Genomic DNA, 13,227 nt, shown 5'->3' with positions numbered 1-13,227 from the left:
ATATCTCAATAAAAATGATCACAATAAATAACCTGTCCAAAGTCTACGAAAACAAAAAAGTCCTTAGCATCGAAACTCTTGATTTCCAAAAAGGCCAAACCATCGGTCTCGTCGGGAACAACGGCGCAGGAAAAACGACTCTATTCAGTTTGATCCTTGACTTGATCGAACCCACTTCCGGTTTTGTTAGCATCGACCAGGAAAAAGTCAACGAATCCGAAAACTGGAAAAACAAAGTCGGCGCTTTCATCGACGAAACTTTTCTGATCGGCTACTTGACTCCCGAAGAATATTTCTATTTCCTTGGCAAACTCAGAGGCCAAACCAAGATCCAAGTCGACGAATTCCTCAAAAACTTCAACGATTTCTTCAACGGCGAAATTCTGAACGCCAAAAAATATATCCGCGATCTTTCCAAAGGAAATATGAAAAAAGTTGGGATCATCGGCGCATTGATCGGAACACCTCAGATCATTATTCTCGATGAGCCTTTTGCAAATCTTGATCCTTCAACCCAAATCAAACTTAAAAATCTGATTAGAGATTGGTCAAAGAATTCCGATTCCACGTTTCTGATTTCCAGTCACGATTTGGCTCACACGACTGAGGTTTGCGAAAGGATCGTAGTCATCAACAAAGGCGAATTGGTAAGAGATATCGAAACTTCTCCTGAAACACTCAGAGATTTGGAGCAATATTTTGCTGACCAAGTCTCAGTTATTTAAAGACGAAAATCAATAAATAAAATAAAAAATGCCTCAGAAATCTCTGAGGCATTTTTTCTAACTTCTAATATCTAAAGTCTAGTTTCTTATTTCAAGCTTCCAACCATATCTTCTGGTTTCACCCATTCGTCAAATTGTTCTGCGGTCAAAAGTCCAAGGTTTACGGCTTCCTCTTTCAAAGTCGTTCCGTTTTTGTGAGCAGTTTTAGCAATTTTCGCCGCATTTTCGTAGCCGATGTGCGTGTTAAGCGCTGTCACCAACATCAAAGATTTGTCAACCAATTCCTTGATTCTCGGTTCATTCGGCTCGATTCCAACCGCACAATGGTCATTGAATGAGATCATCGCATCCGCCAACAACTGTGCAGATTGCAAGAAATTGTAAGCCATCACTGGTTTGAAAACATTCAGTTCATAATTCCCTTGTGTTCCAGCGAAAGAAATTGTAGTATCGTTTCCAAGAACTTGCGCGCAAACCATTGTAATTGCTTCATTTTGAGTAGGGTTCACTTTTCCTGGCATAATAGAAGAACCTGGTTCGTTCTCTGGAATGTGGATCTCGCCAATTCCAGATCTTGGTCCAGAAGCCAACAGTCTAATGTCCTGAGCAATTTTGTATAGAGAAACTGCCAATTGCTTCAAAGCACCGTGAGATTCCACGATTCCGTCGTGCGCTGCCAAAGCCTCAAATTTATTCGGGGCCGTTACAAAAGGAAGTCCAGTGAAGTCCGCGATATATTTAGCCACCAAAACATCATAACCTTTCGGCGTGTTCAGTCCAGTTCCAACTGCAGTTCCACCAAGAGCCAACTCTTTTAAGTGGTCCAAAGTATTGTTGATCGCTTTTTTCGCATAATCCAATTGAGCAACGTAGCCAGAGAATTCCTGACCCAAAGTCAAAGGCGTCGCGTCCATCAAATGCGTTCTTCCGATTTTCACGATATTCTGGAATTTCTTCGCTTTCTCGTCCAGCGTATTTCTCAATTTTTCCAAGGCAGGCAAAGTCTCTTTCACCACTTTCGTGTAAGCAGCGATGTGCATTGCTGTTGGATAAGTGTCGTTGGAAGACTGGGATTTGTTCACATCGTCATTCGGGTGAACCAAAGTTTTCTCACCAAGATTTCCGCCGTTCAAAACGTGAGATCGGTTGGCAACCACTTCGTTCACGTTCATATTGGATTGTGTTCCAGAACCCGTTTGCCAGATGACAAGTGGGAACTCATCATACAATTTCCCTTCCAGGATCTCGTCACAAACTTTCCCGATCAGGTCTCTTTTTTCTTGGTCAAGAACGCCTAACTCCGCATTGGTAAACGCCGCCGCTTTTTTCAGGTAAGCAAATGCATCTATGATCTCGCGAGGCATACTTCCTTCCGGCCCGATTTTGAAATTATTTCTGGAACGCTCCGTCTGTGCACCCCAAAATTTCTCTGCAGGCACTTGCACGTCGCCCATTGTGTCTTTTTCGATTCTGAAACTCATTATTTTATATTTATTTATTTTTTTAGGAGCTGTTTCCTGCTATCCGCTATTACTCCTCGCGCCAACGCCTTTACCATCGCTTGCTGTGGGGTAACCGCTACTATCGGGGCTAGGGGATTTGCCTTTTTTATTTAACTTTTCCCACCAACTTAACATTGATTTTTACAACCTTACGAAATTACTAAAAACTAAAAGTTCAGCAAAATGAAAAAAATCAAGTCAGAAATTTTGTGAGTTTTGGTAAAATCATCTACTTTTGCTAAAAATATATAGCATTATGATGTTATCAGCATTCTGGCCGGTTTACCAATTCCTTTGGACAATCTATTTCTTCACAATGATGATTTGTGGATTTTGGTGTATTTTGATGTTCTTCGGATTCATCGTACCACTTTGGTTAACAGAAGGTGTAGCGGAATATTTTGGGAAGATCAACAAGAACTTCGACCCAGAAAAGATCAGATACAAAAAGCTTTATGAGCAGGAAGGTGTAGAGGTGATCTACCAAAGACCTGCAGGTGAAAAACCAGTGAGCCACGGTCACCACCATTAATATGGCAATTTTCTTTTCGTGAGAGATTGCACTCAAAGCGAAACAATATATATTAAATCCATTCTTTTTTGAGAGTGGATTTTTCTTTTTAACCACAAAGGCACAAAAGAATTTCACAAAGAGCACAGGTAGATGTTCAATATTTTAAATTAGCTTAGCGAGCGTTGTGCAAAAACTTTGTGTCTTTGTGGTTTACAAAAATCATAGTAAAATCAAACTCTCTTTCTTGAATCTCGAGTCATTATTCTTGCCTCTTTTTTCTTGATTCTTAATTCCGTATCTTTGCACATTAAAAATTTAATATGTCCAAGTCATTAATTCCAAAACTGGAAGCGATAAAACAACGATATAATGAGGTCGCGGATCTTATCATCCAACCAGATGTGATCACTGACCAAAAAAGATATTCCACACTCAACAAAGAATACAGCGATCTGGGAAAGATCGTGAAAGTATTTGATGAATATAAAGGTGCCCTAGACACGATTGCAGAATCCGATGAGATCATTGCCGACGGTTCTGACAAAGAATTCGTGGAAATGGCGAAACAGGAGAAGTATGAAGCGATGGATAAGTTGCCTGAATATGAGGAGCAGCTTAAATTCCTATTGATCCCGAAAGATCCAACCGATGACAAAAACGTAATCGTGGAACTTCGTGCCGGAACAGGTGGCGATGAAGCCGCGATATTCGTGGAAGATGTTTACAGAGCTTACGCCATGTATTTCAAAACGAAAGGTTGGAAACACGAGATCACCGATTCCAGCGAATCTACAAAAGGTTACAAAGAATTGATCTTGAAAGTAGAAGGCGAAGGTGTTTACGGGATTATGAAATTTGAATCCGGCGTTCACCGTGTACAGCGTGTTCCGGAAACCGAATCTCAAGGTCGTGTTCATACGTCTGCGATTACGATTGCTGTTTTGCCAGAAGCGGAAGAAATTGATTTTGAACTGAATCCTGCAGACATCGAGATGCAGACGTCACGTTCCGGAGGAGCTGGTGGACAGAACGTAAACAAGGTTGAGACAAAAGTACAGTTGACGCACAAACCATCTGGTATGGTCGTGGTTTGTCAGCAAGCGCGTTCTCAGTTGGCAAACAGAGAGTTAGCAATGGAAATGCTTCGTACGAAGTTATACGATATCGAGGTTCAGAAATCTGTTGGGGATATTGCGGCACAACGTAAATCAATGGTTTCCACAGGTGACCGTTCTGCAAAAATCAAAACGTACAACTATCCGCAAGGAAGGGTGACGGATCACAGGATCAACAAATCGATGTACAATCTGGATGCTTATATGAACGGCGATATTTCTGAGATGATCGATGCTGTGATAATGGCGGAAAATGCTGAGAAATTAAAAGGAGAAGAAGAGGGAATTTCTTAAGATTTTCAATTTACTATAAATAAAAGACTGCAAATTTGCAGTCTTTTTCTATTTTACCTTATCGATTCCTCTCAGTCCATTGAATTGGATTCCATATTTCCAATTACAATAGGCGAAGAATTGATACATTCGGTATTCGAAATCTAATCCGTAGTTTTCTTTTGGATCATAGTCAATAGCGACTTCGTAAAAATTGCGGTTGATGCCGGAATAGAATCTGGAATTCCATTCGTTGACTAAGATTGTATTTCTCGATTTGAGACTTGATTCAGTGAACATTGATTTTGGCTGTGCTCTGGTTGCCACGAAGTTTTCATATTCCGCATCGAAAACCGTGATTTCCCATTCGTCGGCAGAATCGGTTTTCTTTTGGGTTGTGATGGATGGTTTTTGATCTTCTGATTTTGGTTTTGAACCTGTGGAGCAAGAACAGATGAAAGCGGAAAGTATGGCGATTGCGATTATATTTTTCATTTTTGAGATTTGTTTTTGGAGTTTAAATTTCTCGCAGATTTTTCAGATTCGGCAGATTTGTACTTAAAGACAATTGCAAAGCCTAAGGCTCTAAGTTACATAAGTTATTTTAAAGCTCATTTTGGAACGGAGAATCTCTCGCAGCCCGACTTGAACGGATCCCGATGTAAAATCGGGAGGGAGTGGAAGGCGGAAAGAGCTGCCCAAATAATTTTTATCTGAAGTAAACAAAAAACCGTTCCAAAGATTTGAAACGGTTGATATGTATTTGAAATTGTAGAAATATTAAGGTGCCGGATCTTTTTGCAGAACTACAAACGCCGGAAAGTGATCGGAATAACCGCCGGTGAACTGATCGCCATTCCAAGAACGGAACGGATAACCTTTGTAATTCCCTTCTTTATTAACCAAATAAGCTGGTGCAAAAATCTCAGCTTTGAAAACCGTGTAATCTTTTCTCAATTCTTTGTTTGGCGAATATAAATTAGCGGAAACAATGATCTGATCGAATAAGTTTGGTGAATCCTGATAGGCTAAAGATGCCACACCATTCTTATATAATGGATACATCAAATTTAAGTAAGGCGTCGTTTCTGAAAGATCTTTCGGATTTCCGGCTGCTTTCAGATAGTTTTTTAAACTTGGGCTGATGGGATCATCATTGAAATCACCCATCGCAAACATTTTTGTAGAAGGATCCAATGCCTGTACGCTGTCCATTTCTTTTTTAAGGATTGCCGCTGCAGCATTACGTTTTGGAAGAGAAGCAGCTTCTCCGCCTCTTCTGGATGGCCAGTGATTTAGGAAGAATGCTACTTTTTCGTTGTCCAGGAAACCGGTCAATACAACAATATCTCTGGTGTATTCTCTTTTACCTTCGTCGCCGAAAATTTTCACTTCTTTTTTCCAAGATTTGGATGGCGTGAATCTTCTTTTCTGATAAATGAAACCAACGTCTATACCTCTGTAATCGTAAGAATTAAAATGAACAACACCATAATCATACTTTGCAATCGCTGGTTCTTTCACGATATCTTCCATTACCTGACGGTTTTCTACCTCTATCATACCTACCACGACAGGCGCTGTGTTGGTGTAAGCTCTTCCCATTTCGGAAATAACTTTGGCTTCGTTTTCTAATTTTTGTTTGTAGATCTTGTAGTTATAGTTTTTACCACTTTTTGGAGTGAACTCTTCAGATCCGCCTTGGATTCTTACCACTTTCTTACCTTTAAGTGCTTGATCGTTCCACGGGCCAGCATAATCTTTTTCTGTTACTTCAAGATATTTTATGGAATCCAAAGGCACACTTCTGTGAAACGCAGGGTTGCCGATGTCCTTCGTTCCATCTATATAATCAGCGGAACGAACGGTGTCCCAAAGATTTTCAACATTCAGAAATCCTACGGTAGCAGCACGCACCTGTCTTTTTTGCTGTGCTGATAATAAGGACAAACTTAAAATAGCAATTAAGCTAAAAATATTTTTCATAAGTAGATTTTATTGTTTTTTATGCTCTTATGGTATCGCTACAATTTTTACAATGTTTGAGTTTTTCAAATCATGGCGATTTCATAAAATAAAAATATGTAAGGCTACAAAAGTAATTTTTTTTGGAGTGTGGCAAAATAAAAATTTCAAGTTTTTGACAATTGATATTAGCGTTGCAAATAATTGACAATTTGTTAAAACAAATAAAATGTTAAAAAGTTTTAATTATCGAAAATTTATTTACATTTGCGTTCCGTGCGTAACGGACTGTATATTAGAAAAAAAGAGCAAACAAAACCTAATTGATTTATGATTAAAAAATTATCATTAATCTCCTTATTTACAATGCTTCCGGCATCATTTTACTATGCACAGACTACGGTTTTTGCATACCTGAAAGATGCTGACGGGAAACCCGTGGAGAAAGCACAAGTAGATCTAAAAGGAGAAGGTAATGGTGTCTCGGCAGACAAAATTGGATATTTTCAGTTTGTAGATCTGAAAACCGGACATTATCAGATTGTGGTAACGAAACCAAATTTCGAGACAAAAACTTTGGAATTTGACATTACTACAGAAAAAAGAAAAGACCTGGGAGTCATTACCCTTTATTCCACATTGACCGGAGCAGATCAAGGCCTTGCAATCCTTGATAACGGTGATGATGAAGGAAGTGGTCAAACTTCGACAGTTGGATTATTACAATCCTCTCAAGATGTTTTCAACAGGATAGCAAGTTTTGACCTTGGCGCTTATTGGTTCAGACCGAGAGGTGTTGACGGTAGAACTTCCGAAAACATGATGAATGGTGTTTCTATGGTTAAATCTGATAATGGAAATGTAGATTTTTCTAATTGGGGCGGTCTGAACGAAATTGTAAGATACCCGGAAATTGCTGCAAATCATTCACCTTCAGAATATGCATTCGGAGGAAACAGCGGTGTTATTTACAAAAATACAAAAGCAAGCGAATACAGAAAGGGCTTCCAAGCTGTTTACTCTATCACAAATAGAAATTACAGACAAAGAGTTTCTTTGAGATACACTTCCGGAATGTCTAAAAGCGGATGGGCTTTCACCTTAATGGGTGCTAAAAGATGGGCAGAAGAAGGAATCCAGGACGGAACTTTCTATGATGCTTACGGGACTTACTTAGGTGTTGAGAAGAAATTCAGTGACAGACATACTATGACTTTCAATGCATTTGCTTCACCTACAAGAAGATCTACTTCCAGTCCAAATACTCAGGAAGTTTATGATTACAGAGGTGTACATTACAATTCTTATTGGGGATGGCAAAATGGAGAGAAAAGAAGTGAGAGAGTTAGAAAAACATTCCAGCCTCTTTTCCAACTTCAGGATTTCTTGAAGATCAACAAAAACTCAAATTTATGGACTTCTGTTTCTTATCAGTTTGGTAAGGACAAAGGATCCAGATTGGATTGGCAGAATGTTGTAAACCCTTCTCCAACCTATTACAAAAACTTGCCAAGTTATCCATTAAATAGTATCCAGTACAGTATTTCGAATATTGGGACCAATACAACACCTGCAGATTATGCTACTCTTAGGGATGAGTACAACACATTGCTCAACGCTTGGCAAAATAATGACCAAAGTATTACCCAGCTCAACTGGAATAATATGTATGCAGCCAACCAAAAAAGTCCTACAGGAAGCGCAAGATATTTTCTTGTAAATGATGTAAGTGATGATAAAATATGGAATGCAGCAACTCATTACACTTATAATTTTACAGATAAATCAAGATTTATATTGAACTTATCTTACCAAAATTATCGTTCAGAATATTATAGAGAAATCAATGATCTTCTTGGCGCAGATTATATGCTGCATATGGACCCTTTTGCATCGTCGAACAGACCAGGATCATCCGGACTTTACAATGTGGATGATACCAATGTTCAGAAACACGTTGGAGATAAAGTGACTTATGATTATATTCTAAGAAGACAGGAAGTTAAAGTAAATCCAGGATTCAAATTTTCTACAGGAAATTTTGATGTATTTGTAAGTGGTTTATTTGGATATTCAACATCCAACAGAGAAGGACTATTCAGACATTATTTATATCAGAACACTTCGTTTGGTAAGAGTCAGGACTTTAATTTCTGGAATTATGGCTTAAAAGGACAAGTTGTTTATAAAATTAATGGAAGAAACTTCTTGGTTTATAATGGAGCTTACTTCTCACAGGCACCATTCCTAGAGGATATTTTTATTAATCCAAGAAACAATAACTATTCTGCACCAGGTGTTAAAAATGCAGTTATCAGTGCAAATGACATCAGTTATATAGTTTCATCACCTTTTATGAAACTTAGAGTTACCGGTTATTATGTTGATACACAAAATGATACCAGTGTTCAAAGATATTTTGTAGATGGATTAAGGCTTTCCTCAACTGAAGGAGATGAAGGTGCCTCAGATATTGAAGCCAGTGCTTTTGTGACTCAAACAATGTCCAATGTAGACAAAAGAAATATGGGAGCTGAACTGGGTGTGGATGTCAAAATCCTACCAACATTATCTTTCCAGGGTGTTGCAAACTGGGGTGATTACACCTACAGAAACACACCAACTGTTTATGTGGCATCAGACGTTTTGGCAGCTCCTTACTCCAATCTGGGAACATCTTATATCAAAGGTATGAAGGTAGGAGGAACACCACAAAAAGCGTTCTCCGCTGGTTTAAGATATAGCTCTCCAAAATACTGGTGGGTTGGCGCCAACTGGAATTATTTAGATGATAACAACTTGGATCCAAGTGCATTATTGAGAACCGAGCAGTTTATCCAGAATAATTACAGTAACGTACCTTTCGAGAATCTTGATCAGGATAAAGTTAATTATTATATGGCTCAGAAAAAACTACCTTCTGCGCATTTCTTCAATGCAAACGTTGGTAAATCTTGGATATTTGGTAAATATTATTTACTAATTTCAGCTTCTGTTAATAATATATTTGATAACACAAATTATATAACCGGAGGATTTGAGCAAATCAGAAATGCGGATGGTGATATCAACTTTGAGAACGAATTTAATAGTAAAAACCCAAGTTTTGCTCCAAAATATTGGTACACACAAGGGCGTTCATATTTTGTAAACCTACAAGTAAGATTCTAAAAAACAACCAATAAAACAGAAAAAAATGAATATAAAGAATATTTTAAAAATCAGTCTAGGTGCTGCAATTGTAGCAGCAACACAGATTTCTTGCGTCCATGATGACAATTGGGACGCACCAGAAATCACATGTACAAACAAATTTGATGCGCCAACAAAAACGATGGCTCAGGTGGTAGAAATGGTTGCTGCAGGTGACACACTTACAATCCCAAATAAGCCCACTTCAGAGCCGATCATTTTCGATGGTTATGTAGTTTCTTCTGATGAAAGTGGAAATTTTTATAAAACTATTTCATTCCAGGATAAACCGGAAAATCCCACAATGGGTCTTCAGATTGAGGTTAACAAATCTATGAACTATGCAGATTTCCCAGTGGGATCACATATCAGAATTAAAGCTAATGGATTGGTTTTAGGAACTGATGCAGGTGTTGTGAAATTGGGGGCAAGAGATCCGAATTACAGAATTGGTAGATTACCTCAGACTATTATCGGTAGATATATGTCTGGCGTTTGTACTGGTAATGGATTGGAAATTGTCAATATCGTTCCACAAGAAGTGACTTTAGCGCAAGCAGCAGCTCCTAAATATGTCAATACTTTAGTAAAAGTCAAAAATGTTCAGTTCGGATCTAATGCAGTTGGGAAATTGTTAATGGATAAAGATGCTTCGGGTACATTTGTTGACACAAATAGAGATTTGGTTGATACAAGTGGTGGTGCTATTTTAAGAACTGACGGATTCTTCAAAGCTACAACTTATGCTATTCCTAATAAGAGTGGCGAAATAACTTTTGTTGTTAGTAAATTCAATTCTACTTATCAGAATGTTATCAGAAATGTTAGCGATATCAACCTTACAAAAGATCGATTTGCCACAGGTATTTTAGGTGGTTCTGCAATCACTTACTCTGGTGCTTTCACAGAAAACTTTGAAAGTTATGCCGTAGATTTTTCTGGATTCCCAAAATATCTTAACTATTCTTATGTTGGTACTCCAAACAGATACTGGCAAGTTAAAACTTTTAGCAATAACAAGTATATTCAGATGTCGGCGAATGCAGGTAGTGGTAGCTATCAAACATTCTTTATAGTTCCTGTAGATTTTACAGCGGCTAATACATTGGCATTTAGAGTTAACGTTGGATTCTACAATGGAGATGCTTTGAAAGTTTATACAACTACTAATTATACACCAGGTTCTGATATCTCAACGGCAACTCTTACAGATATAACGTCCAGTTTCACAATTCCAAAAACTCCGACTACAGGATACGGAACTTTAGCGCCAGCAGGTACTTATAATCTTCCGGCTGCACTTACAGGTAATGGATTTATAGTATTCAAATACGAGGGTGCTAATCCAGGTGTTACAACAACTATCCAATTGGATGATATTGTTGTTAACTAATTAAGATTACAACCAAAAATAAAAAAAGACCGCTAGTTGCGGTCTTTTTTCGTTTCAAAATATCCCAGAATTCTGAGTCTTCATTTTCCGCCAAAGTTTCCTTCCAAAAAATAAAACCAAGACGATCAATACAATCGCAAAAATGAAAGCTATCACAGGTAGGAAAATAGAAAGAACGGACATCAATCCAGCGCCGGCAGTTTCTGTGGTGGCGACAAGATTATTCCCAATTCCGCCAGTCGTTGCAGTGGAGGCGGCTCGCGTTCCTGCAAAGCCTGAAGCAATCGTTGCAGCAGTTCCACCACCTGCAATCAGTGCTAATGCCCATTGCGGAAATGTTCCCAATTCCATAAATTGACTGGCAAACAGAACAGAGCCTGCAACAGTTGCCAAAGGAATGGATAAAGTGTCAAGGAAATTATCTACAACCGGAATATAATAAGCAAGAATTTCGATCACAGTTGCAACGCCGGTCGTAATGAGTGTCGGCAATCCCGAAAGCCATTCGAAGTTATCACTCATCGGAATCCAGCCTGCATACGAAGCAAGGCTTACAGCAAATAATGGTAAGAAAACCCGGAATCCGGAAGCCGCAGCCAATCCTATTCCGATAAAAGTGCTCAGTAAGTAAGGTAAAATATCAGCCATTTGTAATTTTGTTTGAGATTAAAATTACAAATAAATTAAGAATAGCAATAATTTTAATTAAATCGTAGAGCGTTTGAAAATTCCAATTTCTAAAATCTAGCTTCTAGTTTACTCCGATTTCTTTTTACAAAGTTTTAAAAACTGATTTTCCACAACGGCAAAATTCTCCGGCATTTCCTTGGAAGTCCAGAACATCATCACAATAGATTTTTCTTTGAAAGCTTCCAGATAAACAGCTTTGTTTAATCGGTAAGATTCTCGCAGTAAGCGTTTTATGCGATTCCTGTCAACTGCCTTTTTGAAAAATTTCTTACCAACAGAAACACCGATTCTATGATTAGGAACGGAAAAACTTTCATTTGATTTGACGTGAATCACACGGATATTGTCAACAGTCAGCCACTTGCCTTTCTTAAAAAGATGGTCGATCTCTGATTTTCTTTTCAGTTTTTCGTGAGTGGGGAAACCGTTTATTTTCATCGGAAAATTATTCTTTTCCGGTTAAATAATTAATGACTTCAGCCGCTGCGTACAATCCAAAGATCGCAGGAATGAAGCTGATTGTTCCGTAAAAAGAGCGTTTAAAATTAGCGCCGTCAGTCATTTTCAGACTTTCTTCATCCTGCAATTCTGTTGAGAATACACAACGGAAACCCTTATCTATTTTCTCTTTTTTAAGACGTTTTCTCACTTGTCTTGCCAATAAACAATTATTGGTTTTATGGATATCGCGAACCATCACTTTGCTGGGATCAGATTTTCCTCCGGCACCCATCGATGAAACAAGTTTGGTTTTACTTCTTCGGCAGGCAATGATCAAAGCGATTTTCGGAGTCAAAGAATCGATGCAGTCCAAAACATAATCGAATTTTTCTGATTTTACGAGTTCTGCCATTCTGTCCGGCTCCAGAAACTCATTGATTTTCGTCAGGTCAAGCTTTGGATTAATGTCCATCAATCGGTCGCCGACCAATTCTACTTTGTGTTGTCCGATGGTGGAGTGAAGCGCCGGCAATTGACGATTTATATTGGTAATGTCCACAACATCACCATCCACAATTACCATTTTTCCGATACCCGCTCTTGCCAGAAATTCGGCTGCGAAAGAGCCAACACCGCCTAAACCTACGACTAAAACCTTAGCATTCTGAAGTTTTGCGATGCCTTCTTCTTTGATCAATAACTCGGTGCGCTCCAGCCAAAATTTATCCATTCTTAATGATATGATTTAAGTTTTCCCACATTTGATTTTTCAGATTTTCCAGAGAGATAGATTTGATCCCGGACACTTTTTCATAAAGTTTAATAATCTCAAAATCAGAGTCGTCCGTTTCCAGAAACAATCTATGGATGGGAATGTTTTTAATTATATTCTGCAAAGATAAGTTTTCTAATGCTGCATATCCAAAACTGAGGTGAAAGCCGACTTCCAAAAGTTCGGCAGCAATATTTTCTTTTTTATTAAATCCGTGAATGACCAAAGGCACTTTAGCATTTTTATAATGTAAAATCTGAGAAAATCTCCTCACACAATGGATGATGATTGGCTTTGTAATCTCTTCTGCCCAGGAAATATGAGCCTGAAAAATCTGCTTTTGCAGATCTTCATCCACAGAAATCAATCCGTCCAATCCACATTCGCCAATGGCAAGGCAATTTTCGGAAATTGAAATATTTTTAATCTTTTCAAAATCAGATTTCCAGTTTTCTGTAATATCTTTTGGATGAAGACCCACAGAGAATTTTCCAATTGGAATTGCTTCATTACAATCGAGATTGTAAATCCCGTTTTGATTTGGTTTATGATGATGAAAGTCCAGAAAATCCATACTCAAAGATATGAAATTAATGTTTTTCTTAGTTTATTCTAACGTCATGCCTGATGTGAAATTCCAGCAAA

At 38.3% G+C, this 13,227-nt stretch carries 12 protein-coding genes; 5 read left to right on the top strand and 7 right to left on the bottom strand.

All coding sequences use genetic code 11. From position 1 onward, the window contains the following. The first annotated feature begins 14 nt into the window (after nt 1-14). The gene (locus LUD75_RS17315) at nt 15-725 is read left to right on the top strand and encodes an ABC transporter ATP-binding protein (protein ID WP_232707065.1); all 711 of its coding nucleotides are present in this window, start codon (nt 15-17) and stop codon (nt 723-725) included. A gap of 86 nt (nt 726-811) precedes the next feature. Here the strand turns inward: LUD75_RS17315 and fumC are convergent, their stop codons facing one another. Then, nucleotides 812-2,206, bottom strand: a complete 1,395-nt coding sequence (gene fumC / locus LUD75_RS17310) for a class II fumarate hydratase (protein ID WP_232707064.1) — start codon at nt 2,204-2,206, stop codon at nt 812-814. A 277-nt stretch (nt 2,207-2,483) separates the two neighbouring features. Here fumC and LUD75_RS17305 point away from each other — a divergent pair, with 277 nt between their 5' ends. Both LUD75_RS17305 and prfA read left to right on the top strand, forming a co-directional pair. Next, entirely contained in the window at nt 2,484-2,759 is a 276-nt protein-coding gene (locus LUD75_RS17305) for a hypothetical protein (RefSeq protein WP_034973808.1), read from the top strand. A gap of 302 nt (nt 2,760-3,061) precedes the next feature. Then, entirely contained in the window at nt 3,062-4,150 is a 1,089-nt protein-coding gene (gene prfA, locus LUD75_RS17300) for a peptide chain release factor 1 (RefSeq protein WP_034963888.1), read from the top strand. 48 nt (nt 4,151-4,198) lie between these two features. Here prfA and LUD75_RS17295 read toward each other — a convergent pair whose 3' ends face one another. Together LUD75_RS17295 and LUD75_RS17290 are read right to left on the bottom strand one after the other, a co-directional pair. Next, nucleotides 4,199-4,624, bottom strand: coding sequence for a DUF6146 family protein (locus tag LUD75_RS17295; RefSeq protein ID WP_232707063.1), 426 nt, complete (start codon nt 4,622-4,624; stop codon nt 4,199-4,201). Nucleotides 4,625-4,909: 285 nt separating this feature from the next. Beyond that, on the bottom strand, nt 4,910-6,115 hold the full coding sequence (locus tag LUD75_RS17290) for an endonuclease (RefSeq protein WP_232707062.1): 1,206 nt from the start codon (nt 6,113-6,115) through the stop codon (nt 4,910-4,912). 309 nt (nt 6,116-6,424) lie between these two features. On the opposite strand from LUD75_RS17290, the gene LUD75_RS17285 reads away from it, so the two are divergent. Beyond that, entirely contained in the window at nt 6,425-9,265 is a 2,841-nt protein-coding gene (locus LUD75_RS17285; RefSeq protein WP_232707061.1) for a TonB-dependent receptor, read from the top strand. Between the two features lie 25 nt (nt 9,266-9,290). Continuing rightward, a complete protein-coding gene (locus tag LUD75_RS17280) occupies nt 9,291-10,679 on the top strand; it encodes a DUF5689 domain-containing protein (protein WP_232707060.1) in 1,389 nt (462 codons plus the stop codon). 54 nt (nt 10,680-10,733) lie between these two features. On the opposite strand, the gene LUD75_RS17275 is transcribed toward LUD75_RS17280, so the two are convergent. The 4 genes from LUD75_RS17275 to LUD75_RS17260 form a co-directional block, all read right to left on the bottom strand. Then, nucleotides 10,734-11,327 (bottom strand): DUF4126 domain-containing protein, encoded by a 594-nt coding sequence (locus tag LUD75_RS17275; RefSeq protein WP_232707059.1) that lies wholly within the window; start codon nt 11,325-11,327, stop codon nt 10,734-10,736. Nucleotides 11,328-11,435: 108 nt separating this feature from the next. Further along, the gene (rnpA, locus tag LUD75_RS17270) at nt 11,436-11,807 is read right to left on the bottom strand and encodes a ribonuclease P protein component (protein WP_232707058.1); all 372 of its coding nucleotides are present in this window, start codon (nt 11,805-11,807) and stop codon (nt 11,436-11,438) included. A 7-nt stretch (nt 11,808-11,814) separates the two neighbouring features. Next, nucleotides 11,815-12,540 carry a tRNA threonylcarbamoyladenosine dehydratase gene (locus LUD75_RS17265; protein ID WP_232707057.1) on the bottom strand — a complete coding sequence of 242 codons (726 nt, stop codon included), beginning with the start codon at nt 12,538-12,540 and terminating at the stop codon, nt 11,815-11,817. Next, nucleotides 12,533-13,156 (bottom strand): TatD family hydrolase, encoded by a 624-nt coding sequence (locus LUD75_RS17260; RefSeq protein WP_232707056.1) that lies wholly within the window; start codon nt 13,154-13,156, stop codon nt 12,533-12,535. The genes LUD75_RS17265 and LUD75_RS17260 overlap by 8 nt, the downstream gene beginning before the upstream one ends. Nucleotides 13,157-13,227 lie beyond the last annotated feature (71 nt).

This window comes from Epilithonimonas sp. JDS (genome assembly GCF_021261315.1).
Lineage (GTDB): Bacteria > Bacteroidota > Bacteroidia > Flavobacteriales > Weeksellaceae > Epilithonimonas.
Note: the sequence above shows the minus strand (reverse complement) of the source record. Positions and strands in the feature narration are given on the sequence as shown.